The organism is Motilimonas cestriensis, from assembly GCF_021295315.1.
In the GTDB taxonomy this organism is placed as follows: domain Bacteria; phylum Pseudomonadota; class Gammaproteobacteria; order Enterobacterales; family CBDFNC01; genus Motilimonas; species Motilimonas cestriensis.
In genome coordinates this window covers 157,527-175,231 of sequence record NZ_JAIMJA010000002.1, presented here as the reverse complement: position 1 = coordinate 175,231, position 17,705 = coordinate 157,527, and the positions used below count along the sequence as shown (strand labels likewise).

General features: G+C 45.8%; 16 protein-coding genes. 9 read left to right on the top strand and 7 right to left on the bottom strand.

The window, feature by feature from the left end; all coding sequences use genetic code 11:
- Positions 1-7: 7 nt before the first annotated feature.
- Complete coding sequence (locus K6Y31_RS02550) at positions 8-547, bottom strand: isochorismatase family protein (RefSeq protein WP_233051283.1); 540 nt, start codon at positions 545-547, stop codon at positions 8-10.
- 117 nt (positions 548-664) lie between these two features.
- On the bottom strand, positions 665-1,033 hold the full coding sequence (gene yidD / locus K6Y31_RS02545; protein ID WP_233051282.1) for a membrane protein insertion efficiency factor YidD: 369 nt from the start codon (positions 1,031-1,033) through the stop codon (positions 665-667).
- A 399-nt stretch (positions 1,034-1,432) separates the two neighbouring features.
- Between yidD and K6Y31_RS02540 the strand changes: the two genes are divergently transcribed.
- Together K6Y31_RS02540 and K6Y31_RS02535 are read left to right on the top strand one after the other, a co-directional pair.
- Entirely contained in the window at positions 1,433-2,581 is a 1,149-nt protein-coding gene (locus tag K6Y31_RS02540; RefSeq protein ID WP_233051281.1) for an IS91 family transposase, read from the top strand.
- Positions 2,582-2,897: 316 nt separating this feature from the next.
- Positions 2,898-3,761 (top strand): alpha/beta fold hydrolase, encoded by an 864-nt coding sequence (locus K6Y31_RS02535; protein WP_233051280.1) that lies wholly within the window; start codon positions 2,898-2,900, stop codon positions 3,759-3,761.
- A gap of 311 nt (positions 3,762-4,072) precedes the next feature.
- Here the strand turns inward: K6Y31_RS02535 and K6Y31_RS02530 are convergent, their stop codons facing one another.
- Both K6Y31_RS02530 and K6Y31_RS02525 read right to left on the bottom strand, forming a co-directional pair.
- Positions 4,073-5,113 carry an IS91 family transposase gene (locus tag K6Y31_RS02530; protein WP_427901887.1) on the bottom strand — a complete coding sequence of 347 codons (1,041 nt, stop codon included), beginning with the start codon at positions 5,111-5,113 and terminating at the stop codon, positions 4,073-4,075.
- Positions 5,110-5,997, bottom strand: a complete 888-nt coding sequence (locus K6Y31_RS02525; RefSeq protein ID WP_233051279.1) for a site-specific integrase — start codon at positions 5,995-5,997, stop codon at positions 5,110-5,112. Before K6Y31_RS02525 ends, K6Y31_RS02530 begins: the two co-directional genes overlap by 4 nt.
- A gap of 408 nt (positions 5,998-6,405) precedes the next feature.
- Here K6Y31_RS02525 and K6Y31_RS02520 point away from each other — a divergent pair, with 408 nt between their 5' ends.
- The 4 genes from K6Y31_RS02520 to K6Y31_RS22485 all read left to right on the top strand — a co-directional run bounded on the left by K6Y31_RS02520 (position 6,406) and on the right by K6Y31_RS22485 (position 9,015).
- Positions 6,406-6,843, top strand: a complete 438-nt coding sequence (locus tag K6Y31_RS02520) for a DUF695 domain-containing protein (protein WP_233051278.1) — start codon at positions 6,406-6,408, stop codon at positions 6,841-6,843.
- 107 nt (positions 6,844-6,950) lie between these two features.
- The gene (locus K6Y31_RS02515; RefSeq protein WP_233051277.1) at positions 6,951-7,586 is read left to right on the top strand and encodes a transposase; all 636 of its coding nucleotides are present in this window, start codon (positions 6,951-6,953) and stop codon (positions 7,584-7,586) included.
- Between the two features lie 201 nt (positions 7,587-7,787).
- Positions 7,788-7,952 carry a hypothetical protein gene (locus K6Y31_RS02510; protein ID WP_233051276.1) on the top strand — a complete coding sequence of 55 codons (165 nt, stop codon included), beginning with the start codon at positions 7,788-7,790 and terminating at the stop codon, positions 7,950-7,952.
- 667 nt (positions 7,953-8,619) lie between these two features.
- Positions 8,620-9,015, top strand: coding sequence for a GFA family protein (locus tag K6Y31_RS22485; protein ID WP_486624564.1), 396 nt, complete (start codon positions 8,620-8,622; stop codon positions 9,013-9,015).
- A gap of 379 nt (positions 9,016-9,394) precedes the next feature.
- On the opposite strand, the gene K6Y31_RS02505 is transcribed toward K6Y31_RS22485, so the two are convergent.
- Positions 9,395-11,863, bottom strand: a complete 2,469-nt coding sequence (locus K6Y31_RS02505; RefSeq protein WP_233051275.1) for an ABC transporter permease — start codon at positions 11,861-11,863, stop codon at positions 9,395-9,397.
- Complete coding sequence (locus K6Y31_RS02500) at positions 11,860-12,531, bottom strand: ABC transporter ATP-binding protein (protein ID WP_233051274.1); 672 nt, start codon at positions 12,529-12,531, stop codon at positions 11,860-11,862. The genes K6Y31_RS02505 and K6Y31_RS02500 overlap by 4 nt, the downstream gene beginning before the upstream one ends.
- Here K6Y31_RS02500 and K6Y31_RS02495 point away from each other — a divergent pair.
- The 3 genes from K6Y31_RS02495 (at position 12,530) to speB (ending at position 16,408) form a co-directional block, all read left to right on the top strand.
- Positions 12,530-13,138: an arylesterase gene (locus tag K6Y31_RS02495; RefSeq protein WP_233051273.1), complete on the top strand. Its 609-nt coding sequence runs from the start codon at positions 12,530-12,532 to the stop codon at positions 13,136-13,138. The genes K6Y31_RS02500 and K6Y31_RS02495 overlap by 2 nt on opposite strands.
- A gap of 228 nt (positions 13,139-13,366) precedes the next feature.
- On the top strand, positions 13,367-15,280 hold the full coding sequence (gene speA, locus K6Y31_RS02490) for a biosynthetic arginine decarboxylase (RefSeq protein ID WP_233051272.1): 1,914 nt from the start codon (positions 13,367-13,369) through the stop codon (positions 15,278-15,280).
- Positions 15,281-15,481: 201 nt separating this feature from the next.
- Positions 15,482-16,408, top strand: coding sequence for an agmatinase (speB, locus tag K6Y31_RS02485; RefSeq protein WP_233051271.1), 927 nt, complete (start codon positions 15,482-15,484; stop codon positions 16,406-16,408).
- A gap of 57 nt (positions 16,409-16,465) precedes the next feature.
- Here speB and K6Y31_RS02480 read toward each other — a convergent pair whose 3' ends face one another.
- Entirely contained in the window at positions 16,466-17,578 is a 1,113-nt protein-coding gene (locus tag K6Y31_RS02480; RefSeq protein ID WP_233051270.1) for a DUF3541 domain-containing protein, read from the bottom strand.
- Between the last annotated feature and the right edge of the window lie 127 nt (positions 17,579-17,705).

Sequence of the window (17,705 nt, the reverse complement as noted above, 5' to 3'; positions counted from 1 at the left end):
TAAACGATTATTTGATGAGCTGCAAAATTGCTTTGAACTCAGGTGCTCGGCAATCGGCGACCAGTTCGTATAAGCACATTTCAACGCAGCTGATGCTGGCTCCTTGCGCCATCAGCTTTTTAATCGCGAGGCTTTTATTGGGTGATGAGCGAGAAGCGACGCCATCTTCCAATAGCTCAATTTGATAGCCAAGTTGTAATAAGCTGGAAGTAGTTTGATAGACACAAATATGGGCTTCAATACCGCAGATTATCCAAGTGGTGACAGTGGATGCTTTTATTGCGGCCACAAATTCGGGCTCAGCACAGGCATCAAAAGTATATTTTGCTATTGCTTCAACCGGGTCTAAAGCGCTTTGTAACAAGGGGCTGGTGGAGCCTAATTTAGCTGGGTTTTGCTCTAGATAGATGATCGGCAGATTGAGCGCTTTAGCGCCGCTGATCATAATGTGAATTTGTTTTAACAGCGCTTCACTATCCGTAACAATATCAGCCAACTTACCTTGTACGTCGATGACAATGAGCCCCGTTTTATTTTTGTCTAACATGTTCATCCCCCTGCTACGATATGTCGGCGCTTTGATAATCATGGTTAACTTAAGCTTATCTTTAGTAATGCCAAGTTCAGCCTATTAGATCTGTGGGCTTAATCAGATAGCTAGACCTTAAGGCCAGCAGTCACAAGGCAAATCGGGCAGATCGCAATGCTTACTCTTGCCACAGCTCCATGCATCACAAGCGATGCTTGGATCGCAGCAATCATACCACTTGTCTTTTTCTTTACGCTTTTTGCCTTTGTTTGAGCCGTTGAGTTTATGTGAACGTTGCAGTGTTTGATAGGCCTGCTTGCAGTCTGCCATTCTTAAGCGAATGGCGTGGTAGCCATGGTATAAGCCATCGGCTTTGACTATCTCCAGTATCGCATGGGAGCAAGATGGGCCTTGATGTAAATGGGCATGCGCGCAGCGAAAACCTTTGTAAGGTGAGATAAAGCGTTGGTAGCCACGGATCATGGCAATGGCTAATAGCTTCAAGGTTACTTCCTGTTCAAGTTGGAATGGCTAACCATCATTAACATTATGTTTTATTGATGTTAATTCGGCTTGTCGAATTGTTCAATAGCTGCCGCAGAGTAATACCAGTTCCATACTGGGCGTAATATACCTTTGGACCGAAGTGAGTTAACACCTGCCCCTGTCGCATAACATTATTAATCGCCGTTTTGTCGGAATATAACAGAGATGTTGAACTAGAACGGTAAGCCGCTGTTTACCTTAGATAAAAATAGTGTAAATATTGAGGGTATGTTTAGGCGCCGTTTTGGGCCGTTTTATCACCCCATTATGGGGGCTAATAAGCTGTTAAATCTGCCGAGCGGAGCTCGGAGAGCGCTTTAGCTGGATAAATAGACAGTGCTTTACTATGGTTACCAAATGAAAAAAGTAACCATACAAAGCTTTCTACAAGCCACGTTTCCTGCTTATCAGTTAAGCCATAAACTGCCACTTTATCAAATTAAGGCGGTAGGAAAGCTGATGCGTTGTCGCACTGAATCCCTCGGTGGGCACAGTGTTTATTGCGAAAATGGTCACCTCAATGGCGTATGGTACAACAGCTGCAAGCATCGCAGTTGCCCACAGTGCAATCGCATTCAAATGGAAAACTGGCTACAGCAAACGCAAGATAGAGTGCTGGACTGTCCTCACCATCATTGGGTGTTCACCTTGCCCCATCGTCTGCACCCCGTTTGGCATTACAACCGTGCGCTTTGCCAAACCTTTCTGTTCCAAGCTGTTCGCGAAACCTTATTGACACTTTGTAACGATAAACGCTATTTAGCCGCCAAACCCGCGGCTATCTTGGCCTTGCATACTTGGGCTCGAAATCTCACCTTCCATCCTCATATTCATTGCTTGATCAGTCATGGTGGGTTGGATGGTAATGGTCACTGGCAAACACCGACGCGGAAAAGTTTTTTGCCCGCCAAAGTCATGATGCAGCTATTTCGAGGGAAGTACCTGAGCAAACTCAGACTCGCCCTCAAAAATAACGAATTAAAAGTGCCGCAAGGCGATACGCCGCAAACTCTCACCAACCTGTTTAATAAGTGGGGACGGTTAGACTGGGTGGTGCATTGTGCAAAAACCTACGCGCATGGCAATGGCGTGGTGAAATACCTATCGCGGTACATTCGAGGTGGCGCGATCAAGAACAATCAATTACTTAAATTCACGGAAACAAACGTGCGAATTAGCTATCAATCTCACCAAACCGAGCGGCGTGAATTTCTGACCTTAAGCCATCAAGACTTGATCCAGCGAATACTGGCTCACATCGCGTTGCCGAAAAAACCGCAATATCAATACATGGGCTTGTACCACAGCCGATGCGTTCAAAAATTAAACCAAGCGAGAGCGGAGTGGGGGCAAATTGCCGTCAGCAAAAGCAACGCCATTAAGTGGCAGGAATTAATGGAGCAAGGCCAGCAAGCCACTTGCTGCAAAGAATGTGGCCAGCCGTTGAGTCGGCTAGTGAAGCTCAATATGGGGGTGATCAGACAATCAGAAATACAGCTGCACTAAAACGGGATAGACGAAAATTCTACGCTAGCGTGGAAGGCTTGAACCTGCGTAACATCCAGATAAATAGAGAAAATAAAGGCTATTCAAACCCGCTTCAACCCAGTATATTGGTCCTCAAATTTTAATCAGCTGGCTGAGCGTTGCGTTAAAACGCCATAGCGAGCTATAAGCCCTCACGCGGCAGACTTAACAAGGTCAATGCAACCTACATCGGTAAGGTGGATAAGGTTGAGTCATGCGGATGAAACGATGAGGTTGATTGAAGCGTTATGTGTCAGTGTTATCCACACTCGAATCAATATCTAAAGGACAATTTATGAAGCTTTTCAAATCAAAAAAAAGCGAGATAGAGTTTCAGAAAGCATACGATAATTTATTAGAAGACTGGGGTGTAGAAACTCAAAGCCAATGGGTTCGCTCAGAGTTTGGTGAAACGCATATTATTGTTACGGGCCCTGATAATGGAAAGCCATTGGTGCTGTTGCCAGGTGCACAAGGAACCGCTGCAATGTGGGGCCCTGCTATTTCTAAACTAAGCAATAGTCGACGTATATATTCATTTGATTTGATTGATCAGGTTGGGCGCTCTCGTCCTGAACGAATATTAACTAGTCCGAAGGATTGTGTTGAATGGATTGAGCAAACGTTAGATGCTTTAAATCTTTCTAAAGTAGATATTGTTGGGAATTCTTTAGGTTCATTTATGGTGGCTAGTTTTGCAAGTCGCCGACCAGAAAGAGTCAATAAAGTTATTTTAACAGCGCCAGCAGCGACAGTAGCAAACATAAGTTTCCTTTATATATTTCAAGTTATTTTAACTTTGATGATGCCATTCAAAGGGTTAACTAAACGCTTTCTGAATTCATCAAGCCAAGGGAATGTTAAATCTTCTAGCCCCTTATACAAATTATTGTATCTTGCTATGAGTGAAAGCAAGGTGATTAGTAAAGTTGTACCCCGCTTATTATCAGATAAAGAACTAAGTACATTATCGATGCCTTTTTTACTTATACTCGGAGAGAAAGATAAAGTGAATAAAGCCAAAGCGTTAAACATCCATAAAAAATTGCTACAATTAGTGCCAAGTGCAGAATGTAAGATATTGCCAAATGCAGGCCATTTATGGAACAGGGAACAATTCAGAGATAGTGGCCAGCTAATTGAAGAGTTCTTAAATTGAAAACACATAACATACAAGAATAGGTGTCGCGAAGCCGACACCCCATATTCAGGTGTTGGACAAGCCCGGAGCCTCGATAAGCTCGACTTCTTTCCTTATTAAGCAAATTACGCTGTGCTGCCTTGGCCGCGCTTAGCCTGAGTACCTTTCTCAAGGCGAGCGGGATTGATGCAAGGGGCGTCGTGTTGTAAACGCTAACCTTATCAGTTTGTTACTTCTTGCCTATGTGTTGTGTCTGTCTGTTTATTCCTCTTGTTGTCGCCCTTGGCGTGGTGAAGGCCATTATCCTTATTGCGTCCTTGCTTGGTTGATTACCTCGGTCGGCTGATGCCAATGCATTGCATGCTGTGCTGGCAACACGGGCAAGTGCGCGTGGGTTGGCTCGGTGGTTCAACCCCCAGTAGCAATTGCAATAACGGCAGCAGTAAGCACTGTATTTGGTGCAGTAATCCTTTGGCGTTACCGCGTAAAAAGCCGTAATCACGGGCGCGTTGTAACCCCTTTGGTAACACGTGTTGCAACATTAACATCAAGAACTTCAGTGTTGGCAGTGTGCGCTGCTTCCAGTGGTTGGTTTGTCCATCGCGATAACGAAACGTGACGTTATCCTTGGTGATGTTAATGATGTCTTTGTCTGGCAGCACGCCGCGATACAAGTAGCGCGAGAGATACTTCAGCGTCGGTAATCCTTCCCCCACGGCGCGACAATCCACTATCCATTTCGCTGGAATATGATTGGTCAGGCTTAAACTCGGGTGTTGATTAATGGCGTCGAGCATTCTGGCTCGCCACACGTTGGCCAGTGCAAAGGCGTTAAACAGGTAATCTTTTTTGCCTTTGTACCAGTGTTTTTTGCTGGCGTCATAGCGCCCTCCGGCCACTAAGATGTGCAAGTGCGGATGCAGATTACGCTGTCGGCTGTGGGTGTGCAGCACCGAGGTAAAGCCGAGCTCGCCTTGGTTTTGTTTGGCGGCGAAGTCTTTAAGGATTTGGGCGCTCACTTTAAACATCAGCGGATACAGATGACGCGGGTGTGAGGCGGCTAAGGGGCGCAGCTCATAAGGCAAGGTGAAGGTCACCATAAAATAGGTGGTGGGTAGCAGCTTACTTTGTTGTCGCCATAACCATTGGGACGCGGTGCGCTGCTGGCACTGCGGGCAAAACCGATGCCCACACGATAATGGCGTCACTTCCTGATGCGGGCAGTGACGACATTGCCATTTTGAGCTGCCTTGTTGCTCAGTTTGGCATCGTAATAAAGCATGAATGGCACGGCGCATGTCGTTGTTGAGGTTGTATTGCTGGCGCAGCGCATCCTGATTTGCTCGCAACAGTTCAATAAAGGCACTCATGAGTTTGCCCACATCAACACCAGTTTGTCGGCGAGCTGGTTCACCGCTAACACACTGTCTGCTTGTTTCACGCGAGTGAGGTGGGTGTAGCGCGCCGTGGTATTGAGACTGGCGTGACCGAGCAACGCTTGCAATGAACGTAAATCTAAGCCCTGCTCAAGCAAATGGGTGGCATAGCAATGGCGCAGCGAATGGGGGCTAATGTGTTGATGGATATTGCAATCAGTTAACACTTGCTTGAGGGCTTTTTGCACGCTGCCTTTGTCCATGGGGCGGTCACTGTCGGGCCCCATCTTCGGAAACAACAAGCGAGGATGGCGATGCGTGGCCCAATAGCCACGCAATGCGACAAGCGTGCGCGATGGCAACGGCACGAGTCGGTCTTTACCGCCTTTACCGTCACGCACATGCACCTGCATTGATGCGCTGTCGATATCCGATATGGTCAAATTAAGCCCTTCGCTTAAGCGCAAACCCAAGGTATAGAGCACCAAAAAGAGCACTTGGTAACGACATTTAACCGTCATGGAAATCAGCAAGCCGACTTGGGCTGAGGTTAACACATCCGGCAAGCGCTTCACCTGCGGCGGTTTAACAATGTTAAGCCACTCCCACTGGCGGTCTAGGGTGTAGCGATAGAAAAACTGCAAGCCATTGCGGTCAATTTTAACCGTGCTCCAAGAGTGAGTGGCAATCAGGCTGGCAAAGTAGGTCTTCAAATCCGCCGCGGTCATGGCATCGGGCGCACGGTCAAAAAACGAAGAAAGGCGACGCACCGCACGAGAATAGGCATCAATCGTTGCGGGACGTTTTCCTTGCAAAGTTAAGTTGGTAAGATGTTGTTCATAAAGAAATTCAAAGCGTTGTTGGTCGGTGGTATTCATGGGTTTTACTCCAGTAAGCCCGATCAAAGTGACAGGGGTTACTTGAGTATGAAATATCAGCCACACTCTGCCGCGCAGCGGCTTCGTTCAACAAGGCGTTTAAACGGAACTAAAACAGTGGGTTACGTTTCGCTTCGCTACACATTTTAACCCACAATTTTAGTCCGCTTAACGCGGCGTTGAGGCTGTAGAATTTCTCTTTTTTAAGAAAAAATAGCCTGTTTTATGGGTTCCAAATGCATTACCTATTGTCTTAAAAGCGCTTAGGATTGATTGCAGTGCCCCGTTTTTTAGTCAAATCTGGCTGTTGGAGTTATTCTACAGTCTCGTTAGGCTTTCGCAATGTTCAGAGTAATATTATTCACTGGCATTCTATTGATTACAGTATCAACACACGCAGAGAAAAGCATGGAAGTATTAAGTGACATTATAAAAAATGATCAATGGGCTGTAGCAGAGGGAACGCACAATGATCTTCCTCTAATGATTCGTTTCCGAAATAAATTAAGTCCAGACTCTAGTATTTCAAATCACCCTCAGCTTATTCGTATATATTGGGATTACTCCCCGCACGAATCAGGAATGCCTTCCGCCGATGATAGCCAAAGTATGGAAGTTTTCGAAAATCGTCTAGTAGATGCATTAGAAACTGACGTGTCAGGTGTATTGGCGGCGGCAATTACAACTAATGGCTATCGTGAATGGGTTTGGTATTGCCTATCAACTGATGTATTTGCAGAAAGACTGCATAATATGCCTCAAGAGACCGATCCATATCCTATTGAAATAGAGGCCGAAAATGACCCTGAATGGGGCTATTTCTTTAATCAGGTCCGCCCAGAGTGATAAGCCATAAAAGTCAATTAACAAAAGACAGGACACCCTCCTAAATTTGAAGCCTATCACATCTTGCGCCATAGTTAAGTGACCATCTATCAAGCTGGATAAAGGTTATGACACTACCGCGCAAGCAGCTTATTTGCCCAGAATCGACCCCTGATTATCATGTTACTAGCCGCTGTGTACGCCGCGCTTTTCTGTGTGGCGTTGACCACTATACGCAGCAAAGTTACGAGCACCGCAAGCCTTGGGTGGTGGATAAGGTAAAGCAACTAGCTAGCATCTTCACCATCAATATTTGTGCCTATGCCATTATGAGCAATCATTACCACCTGATTTTGCATATTGATACCAAGCGTAACCGCGACTTAACTGATGCTGAGGTGGCCTATCGCTGGCAGCAATTATTCGCTTTGCCATTATTGGTGGGTGATTGGTTAGCTGAGAAACCACAAAACAGTGCTGAAAAGGTGGTGGTTAGTGAGTGTATTGCCAAATGGCGTGGCAGACTGACGGACATCAGCTGGTTTATGCGCTGCCTTAATGAAGATATCGCACGCAAGGCCAATAAAGAAGACGGCTGTAAGGACCACTTCTGGGAAAGCCGCTTTAAAAGCCAAGCATTACTGGATGAAAAAGCGCTGCTGACTTGCATGGCCTATGTCGACCTGAACCCGATTCGAGCAGGTATGTGTCAGACGGTTGAAGAGCAAGAGTTCACTTCAATACAAGCGCGTTTACAGCAATGACATGCCAATTATCACAACGCGGAAACCAGCTCAAACAAAACCCAGTTACTCCCCTTTGAAAAGCAATTCGACACACAGCAACCCACCGAAATTCCTTACTATTTCGAAGAATATTTACACCTTGTTGACTGGACAGGTCGCGCTATTCGCGATGATAAGCGCGGTTTTATCCCCGCCAACCAGCCTAAGCTGTTGCAAAGCTTGGGCATTGAGCAAGAAACTTGGTTACATTTGGTGAAAGATTTTAGTCGCAGCTTTGGCAGCGCAGCAGGTAGCTGGGAAGCATTGACCCACCACAGTGAGTTAGCGGGCCATTGTTGGTCTCGCGGTCAAGTTGCTTGCCACCAACTGAGTGGTTACGGCTAAGCCATATTCATTAATTTATCGTTTTATATCAAATGCTTTGAATGAGTAGGTTTTGGTGCGCCGATATTTCAGATAATATACATTTGTTCGCTTATGTTGAACGCTTAGGTGCTTGCTCGCATCGCTTGTCATAAACTGAAGCGGCTTTTTTGACAGTCCTTTAGGTTCATTTTGTGAGGGAAGTTGGTCAGTATTTAAGAGGGTGTCCAATTAGTCTATCCGGTGAAGTCTGTTGAGGAAGAGCCCCAATTAAAAGATTATTACCAATACTTTTTTACATCTGTAGAGCCAAGTTTATATTTAGAAATTAATAAGCAATATTATAATTTAAAGCAAATAAAAGGTATCGCAATACAGTTTTACTCAGGGTTGATTCACTACCTTGAAAGTAACTAAAAGCACATAATAAGGCATTTAAACGGAACTAAAACAGTGGGTTACGTTCCGCTTCGCTACACATTTTAACCCACAATTTTAGTCCGCTTAACGCGGCGTTGAGGCTGTAGAATTTCTCTTTTTTTAAGAAAAATAGCCTGTTTTATGGGTTCCAAATGCATTACCTATTGTCTTCGAAGCGCTTAGGATTGATTGCAGGGCCCCGCTTTTTAGTCAAACCTGGCTGTTGGAGTTATTCTACAGTCTCGTTAACTGGGCCAAGGAGGTATCCGTGAAAGGGAGTTGTTTGTGTGGAACCATTGAGTATGAGATTGCCTCGCTGGACATGCCGATTATTTTTTGTCACTGCAAAACTTGCCGCAAGGCACATGCTGCTCCTTTCGCACCAACAGCGGGTGTTCTGAGAGAAAATTTCCGTTGGATTCGTGGTGAAGAAAAACTTTCTAGCTTTGAATCTAGTCAAGGAAAGTTGAGACATTTCTGTTCAGTATGCGGGACACATTTGGTAGCTGAAAGACCTAGTCAACCTCATGTAATATTGCGTGTGGCCACTTTGGACGAAGATCCGAGAGTTAAGCCAGAAGCGCATATTTGGTCATCACATGACGTTAGTTGGTTGGAGTATGAGGATGTTCCAACCTATCAAGACTGGCAGCCAAATAGATGACAAGTACAGTTAACAAGTTGAAGCAGTTCGTGCCTGCGGCACCAGACGCTCACTTCGTTCGTACCGCTGTGCTCGGGCGTATGTTGCTTGAGAGTTAGAAGAAGACTTACCATTTATTCAAAGAAGTCGATAATGACAGGTTCTTTCTTATTTCACTTCATAGAAATGAAGTAAGAAACAGAAAGGCAAAAAGGCAGGAAGGAAAAAGGCAGCACCCTCCTAAATTTGAAGTTTGCAGTGGGATCCAATTATTAAAGAGAGTGTACAATGTTTATCTATGCTCATGGGGGCACTCATTTGTCGCCTACCTGCAACTCCAAGTAGTTTGGGTATATAAGCGCTGGTGGGGTAGTAACCCACCAGCGTTTCATTAAGTTTATTATGCTCGCAACGGCGCTAGCAGTTGTTTAAACATGCTTAAGGTGATCACGTAGATCAAGGCAAGCGCCAACACTGGCAGGGTAATAAACAGGTAGAAGTGCGGTTGCACTGGCAATTCAAAGCCCCATTTTACTACAGCGGCAATAATGCCTTGGGCACCAAGGGCGGCGGTAAAGCCGGCAATTAATGCCATTAAACCGTACTCGGCCCACAAGGTGGCGCTAATGCGTTTTTTGCTGGCGCCGAGGGTGCGATAAAGTTTTATCTCTTGCTGGCGCTGCGACACGCTTAAGCGCAGTAACGTAAGCACTAACAACAAACCACTTAACACCGCTAATGCCGCTAATACGGTGAGTGACCAAGCGACTTGCTGGAGCAAGGATTGGATCCTTGTGGCCATGCTGCGTAAATCTAACAAGCTCACGGTAGCGTAATCACGCGCTAACTGATTCAGTAGGCCAGTTTGTTGGTCATCAATACGAAAACTAACTAGCCAAGTGGTAGGCAAATCGGCCATCACATCAGGGCTGAATATAAAGTAAAAGTTTGGCTTCATATTGCGCCATTCAACTTTGCGAATGCTGTTTACTTTGGCGCTAAAGCTTTGACTGTTAACACTGAAATGCAGTGTGTCACCGAGCTTTATGTTGAGCCGTTCGGCAATATCTTGCTCAACGGACACCCCGCGCTCCGTGCTCCATTCTCCCTCAAGCACTTCATTATGACTTGGCAGTTGTGGTAGCCAAGTAAAGTTCAGCTCGCGGCGCAGTGCGGAGTCTTTTTCCTTGTCTGCTTCAGTTTCTGGTTTAGTCGCCACCGCCGGCGATACCGACTGCAGCACTTCATCGTTGCGCTGAGTTAAGCGGCCGCGGATCACTGGGTAAGCTTGTGAATGATCCAATTGCCATTGGTCAAGTTGATTAATATAAGCGTCAACTTGTTCAGGGGCGATGTTAATGGCAAACACGTTGGGCGCATTGGCGGGCAAGGTTTGTTGCCAGTCATTAAGTAAATCACTGCGCAGTAGCCAGATAACACTTAATAGCATTAGTGAGCAGGTGAGGGCGCCTAACTGCGCCATGCTGGCGACACGGCTGCGATTTAAGCGGCTTAAAGCCAGCGTAACGGCTGGCCCCCAGCGCTTTTGCTGCAGTAGTTTAGTGATGAGTAAACCCAGTGCGCCTAATAGCACTAGGATCACCGCTAGCCCGACGAGGGTTAGCCACATCATTTTATTGTTACCAAACCAAACGATTAAGCTGATCAAAGGCAACAGCAACAAAGAGTAAGCCCAATACTGTTTTTTAGTTGGCGTGTCTTGGCCGATGATAGACGTGGCCGGCGTGGCCAGCAAATGCAATAAACTAATGCCCATGCTTGGTAGGCCAACTAATAGCGCAATGCCGATACTCACCAGCCATGGACTAAAGCCGATACTGGGAAGTGGGTCAGGCAGTAAATCCGTCAGAGGCAGGCGCAATAGCTGCTCAAGTAAAAAACCACAACTAATGCCAATGGCAATGGAGAGGCCAAATAACATCGCCAACTGACCCGCTAACCAACGTCGTAGCCACGCTTGACTTGCACCTAAACTTTTCAGCATGGCCACGGTGCTTTGTTGACTATTACGATAATGCTGACTGGTCAGCACCAGTGTGGCCGACGCCATCAGCAGCACTAACAATAAGGTAAGAGATAGGTATTGCTGCGCCTTGTTAATAAATTCAGCACTGCGACCTTGGCTTTGCTCGCTCAACCAGCGCTGGCTGGCGGTAATGCTTATTTCTTGTTGTAGCTGGTTTAATGCGCTATCTGGACCGGAAAAATACGCGCGATAGCTTAATCGTCCACCCGGCACCACTGCGCCCGTTTTGGCAATATCATCCAAGTGAATAATGGCGCTCGGCATTTGATTAAAGGGGTTAAACGACAGCTCAGGATCTTCCGCTATTTTCCCTGATACTGTTAGCTCAGCATCGCCAATCGCGACGGTGTCGCCGATGCTGACGTCTAACAAATTAAACAGTCTTTCTGCTAACCACAATTCATTGGGCTGCACATGCTGGAGCATGGTAAGGGTTTTTGCATTGGCTGTTAAAGGGTTGGCATCCAGTTGTAACTCACCGCGCAGTGGATAGTTTGTTTCCATTGCCTTTAAGCTGATCAGTTGCATGCCATTGTCACTAAACGCCATGGTGCGAATGCGCGTTTGCTGACTAATGGTTAAGCCAAGCTTCTTCGCGCTAGCTAAGGTGTCGGGCGAAATAGGTTGTTGGTTTGATACCAGCACTAAGTCGGCGCCAAGGGCGCTTCGACCTTGGTCAACCATGATTTTATCAACTCGCGTTACCAGTGCAGATAGCGCGAAGACACAGGCAATAATTAAACTCAGTGCGAGGGTGATCGGCCAAAGCTGGCCTTGCCAGCATTCACGCCAGCGCCATTTTAACAGCAGATTATTTTTCATGATGCCACCTTACCCGCAGCGATTTTTAAAGTGCGATCGCAACGTTCGGCCAAGGTTTGATCGTGAGTGACCAGTACCAACGTAGTACCATGTTCACGGTTAAGTTGAAACAGCAACTCGACAATTTTACTGGCTGTTTGTTGGTCTAAGTTACCGGTTGGTTCATCGGCAAATAAAATTTTCGGCTGGCTAATAAAGGCGCGCGCTAAAGCAACTCGTTGTTGTTCGCCACCAGAAAGCTGTGACGGTAGGTGATGGGCACGGCCTGCTAATCCGACTTGTTCTAATAATTGGCTAGCACGGGCTACATCTTGATCTTGGCCTTGAATTAAAAAAGGCAACATGACATTTTCGATGGCAGTAAGAGTTGGGATCAACAAGAAACTTTGAAACACAAAACTAATATGTTCACAGCGCAAGGCGGCGCGAGCCTCTTCATCTAATTGAGAAAGAGGTTGGCCGAGTAAATGAATCTCGCCTTGGCTTGGTACATCAAGCCCGGCCAATAAGGTCATCAAGGTTGATTTACCGGCGCCAGAAGGACCGACCAGCGCGATACTCTCGCCAGCATTAACTTGTAAGGAAACGTCTTGCAAAATGGTCAAAGTGTCGTTAGCTGTGCTAACTTGCTTGACTAGGTGGTCAGCTTTAATTACGGGATCAGACATGGTTAAACCTTTTATTTATTGTATTTTACTTGGCTGGAGCCTGATATCAGGCGCAGTACACAGCCAAACGTTACTCATTTTGGGCGACAGCTTAAGTGCCGGCTATCAAATGTCGGCGCAGCAAAGCTGGCCAACCTTGCTGCCACAAGTGATGGCGCAGCAAGGAAAATCTATTAATGTCATCAATGCCAGTATTTCCGGTGACACTACCGGCAATGGTTTAGCCAGACTACCTGATTTACTTAAGCGCCACCAACCGCAGCAAGTGTTTATTACGTTAGGCGCTAATGATGGTTTACGTGGCTTTGCGCCAAACATCATACGCAGCAACCTCACTAAAATGATCACTTTAATTAAGCAATCGGGTGGCCAAGCCATGTTGATGCAAGTGCAGGCGCCGCCTAATTATGGCAAACGCTACAGCCAAGCGTTTGCTCAGGTGTTTCAGCAAGTGAGTGAAGCTAATCAAGCTCCCTTACTGGCATTTTTTCTTGAGCCGATTATTTTACAGCCCAATTTAATGATGGCAGATGGCTTACATCCTAAAGCAGAAGCGCAACCTATCATCGCGGAATTTGTCGCTGAGCAAATAAAAGAGTACCTTTAAACTAAATCTAGTATAAATATTTATTTAACCTATTAATTTTATTAGGTTATATGAAGTGGAAAATTTTCTTTTCTTAAGGCTAAAATTATTTCGTTGGACGGCACGGGGGCAATCGTTTTTTATGCGCCCAACCGGACTGTTGCGAAGCTAAGCAGGCTTAAGAAGTACGGCTAGTGGGTTGAGCAAAAAATCAGCCCAATTTTTTATCGTATTGTATTTGGAACACCCATGAAAAAAGCAACAGATCTAGAGAGCGTTCGCGCTAGCTACAATGTACGTCACTGGAGCCAAGGTTTTTACGGCATTAATGATGAGGGCAATGTTTATGTTGCGCCAAAAGCCAATCAACCGGATCACACAATAGCCCTAAGCGATATCAGTGCACAAATTCAGGCGCAAGGTTTAACCTTGCCTGCGTTGGTACGTTTCCCGCAAATTTTGCATCAACGTGTGCATAGCTTATGTGCAGCATTCAACCAAGCTATTGCAGACTACCAGTATGACGAAAAATACTTATTGGTTTACCCGATTAAAGTAAACCAACAGAAAGAAGTGGTAGATGAGCTGTTAGCAAGCCAAAAAAACAATGAAGTTAAGCAGTTGGGCCTAGAAGCGGGCAGTAAAGCTGAATTGTTAGCAGTGTTGGCACTAGCACAAAAAGTTAGCTCGGTGATTGTTTGTAACGGCTACAAAGACCGTGAATACATTCGCTTGGCACTGATTGGTGAAAAGTTAGGCCATAAGGTTCATATTGTTTTAGAAAAAATGTCTGAACTAGAGATGGTACTTGCTGAAGCGAAAAAACTAAATGTGTCACCGCGCTTAGGCTTACGAGTACGCTTGGCTTCACAAGGTAAAGGCAAGTGGCAAGCCAGTGGTGGTGAAAAATCGAAATTCGGTTTATCGGCATCGCAAGTGTTACATGTTTTAGAAGTGCTAAAGCAAAACAACCAAGTAGAAGCGTTGCAGTTAGTGCATTTTCACTTAGGCTCACAAATGGCTAACATTCGTGACGTGCGCACAGGTGTAAGTGAAGCGGCGCGCTTTTATTGTGAGCTGCGTGAGCTTGGCGCAAAACTGTTATGTATGGACGTGGGCGGCGGTTTAGCGGTGGATTACGACGGTACACGTAGTCAGTCATCTAACTCAATGAACTATAGCTTGGCGGAGTACGCTAACAACATCGTTTACACCATCGGTGATATTTGTAAGCTGTATAATCAGCCGATGCCTATGATTATTTCTGAGTCGGGCCGTGCGTTAACCGCGCACCATGCGGTGCTAATTTCAAATGTGATTGGCGCAGAAAGTTATGCCCCAGAAAAATTGGTGCCACCGGCTGTGGATGATCCATTATTGCTGCAAAACATGTGGCGCTCTTGGTTGCAGCTAAGTGATCGCAATGACGATCGCGCGTTAATTGAAATTTACCATGACTGTCAAAGTGACTTAGCCGAAGTGCACAGTCAATTTTCGATGGGTGTACTTAACCTACCGCAACGTGCTTGGGCTGAGCAGCTTAACTTGCGTTTGTGTTTTGAGTTAAACCAGTTATTAGACAGTAAGAATCGTTTTCATCGCCCGATTATGGATGAACTAACAGAAAAGTTAGCGGATAAGTTTTTTGTTAATTTTTCGTTGTTCCAGTCACTGCCGGATGCATGGGGGATTGATCAAGTGTTCCCTGTATTGCCATTAACGGGATTAGACCAAGAGCAGAGCAGTCGTGCGGTACTGTTGGATATTACTTGTGATTCTGATGGCACAGTTGATCAGTACGTTGACGGTCAAGGTATTGAAACCACCTTGCCTGTACCGGCTTGGTCGCCAGAGCAAGAATACCTAATGGGCTTTTTCTTGGTTGGGGCATATCAAGAAATTTTGGGTGATATGCATAACCTATTTGGTGATACCCACAGTGCAGTGGTGATGATGGATGATGAAGGTAACGCCACAGTCACTGAGATCAACGAAGGGGATACCGTAGAAGACATGTTGCGTTATGTGCATTTAGACGCCGACGAGTTTAGAGCGTCTTACCTTGAGTTGATTAAGGCCAAAATCCCAGCCGATGAGCAAGACAGCGTATATGCTGAGTTGGATTTAGGCTTAAAAGGTTATACCTATTTAGAAGATCTTTAAGTTAAATATCGCAGCATAAATGCTGCTCCTACGTGTGCGTCGCACTTTGTGGGAGCGGTATTTATACCGCGATGAAGCGCGTGCTGTGTCGCACTTTGTGGGAGCGGTATTTATACCGCGAAGCAACAATAAAAGAATAACCAAGCCAACTTACCCGTTGGTAGTTAAGGTAATAGCAAGTCAATGAAAGGCTCAATGCAGATGAACGATGTATTTCAGCAAGTGGACAACTCCTTGTATTCCAATGCCATGACGTTTTTACGTCAGCCCCTAGTGCAAAACCCATTGCACACCGATGCTGATATTGTGGTGCTGGGATTGCCGTTTGATATGGCCACGTCAGGCCGCTCAGGTGCGCGCATGGGGCCTGATGCTATTCGCCGGGCATCGGTTAACTTAGCTTGGGAAGGCCGCCGTTTTCCTTGGCAATTTAATCTGCTGCAACATACTAAAATTGTCGATGCTGGCGACTTGGTCTATAGCTGCGGCGACTCGCAAGCGTTTTGCGATCAGCTTGAATCGGCAGCAGACCAAATATTGGCCAGCGGCAAAACGTTATTAGGTTTAGGCGGCGATCATTTTGTCACCTTACCGCTGCTACGTGCCCATGCGAAAAAGTACGGTCAAATGGCGTTAATTCATTTTGATGCCCATACCGATACCTATAGCAACGGTAGCCGCTACGATCACGGCACCATGTTTTATCATGCCCCTAATGAAGGCTTAATTGATAAGCATCGTTCAGTGCAAATTGGTATTCGCACTGAATATACCGAAAAAGAGCATGGCTTTAATGTTATTAACGCGATGCAGGCTAATGATTTATCGGTGGCAGACATCGTTGCATCAATCAAACAAACGGTGGGCGATTTACCTGTGTATCTAACCTTTGATATCGACTGTATTGATCCTGCGTTTGCACCGGGTACGGGCACGCCGGTGTGTGGCGGTTTAACTACCGACAAGGTATTAAAAATTATTCGTGGTCTTGAAGGGCTACCGATTGTGGGCATGGACGTGGTAGAAGTGGCTCCGGCTTATGATAATAGTGAAGTAACAGCGTTAGCCGGTGCTACCATCGCGCTGGATTTAATGCACTTGTGGACACTGCAAAACAAACAGGTTTAATTTTTTGAAAAGGCTCATGACCAAGCTAGCTTAGACATGAGCCTATTATTTATTCGATTATTTGCGCACCAAGCCATAAGGCGGATTAACTACTATATCTGGCGACGCTTGCAACGATTTCTCAGTTAAGAAACCTTGCCAATCCAGTAGCATTATCGCTAACACATTGCGGTGCTCGCCGCGCTCTAGCTCGAGGTCCCCAGTCACAGATGGCACCATATGGTGCTGACGGTCGATCGCCGCGCTAATAGCGATGCGGGTTTTCAACACCACAGGATCGTTATCTAACTGGGCTAATAAAAAGTTAATGCCTACCTCGGCAATCACATCTTCTTTACAGCGTTTCAGGATCTCGTCGATATTGTTGCGGTAGTAGTCATAAATCCATTGATGATCTGACTCTTTGACTGGGTGTAAATAGTATTGTGAGTCAGCAAAAATAATATGGCTGAGGCCGTAAATTTTATTATTAAACTGTTGCTCACTCAGAAGATGATCTCGCGCGTCAGGATATGCCAAGCGAAGTCCTTTAGTAAACTCCGCCACCACGTCTTGCTCTCCTAATTGACGCAGCCAATACACTTGATTAGCCAGTTGCGCTGCCCATGCTTTAATCATTTCAGGGGCGCTGGCATAAGCGGCAAAATCATAGCGTCTAAGTATCGCTCGTAGTTTAGCATCTTGTTGATGTTTCAGACCAAACTCGTTAGCCCTGGCCATATTGCTGAGTAAATTAATACCGAGAAACAGATACTCAGGATAAGCTAACGTGGCTTGATAACGGCGCTTTGAGCGCTCGTCTTTTTTTCCTTTAAGCTGGTTGAGTTTTTGTAATGAATATTGATGAACTTGCTCAGGCGTTTCAACTTCATTGGCAAATTTACTGAGGCTATTAGCGATGCGCACGGCATCCACCCAGAGTGATAAGGCGTACTTAGGGTCTTGAGTTTGTCGATACATGCGCAGGCCAAAATGCGCAAAGGTGTAAGGCGTTAGGGTAAATAAGGCGGCTTCATATTTGGCTTTGATTAACTGAGCGTCTTGTTTAAAGCTGTGCTGTGTGTTGGTACTTGTGCGCAGTAGCTCTGGTTTTACCTCGGCGTGGCTAAGTTGAGCGGAGCTAAATCCGAACAGTAAGACTGCAAGCAGGGGGTAAAAACGCAATTTCATCATATTCCTTAGTGCATACATCGCCAAATTTTTCGGATGCTAACAGCAAACCAAATAAAAAACGCTGGCGTTAGATCACAGCTTAGTTGAAAACAATTTTTAACTTCAGTTCTGTTTATGCTCATCA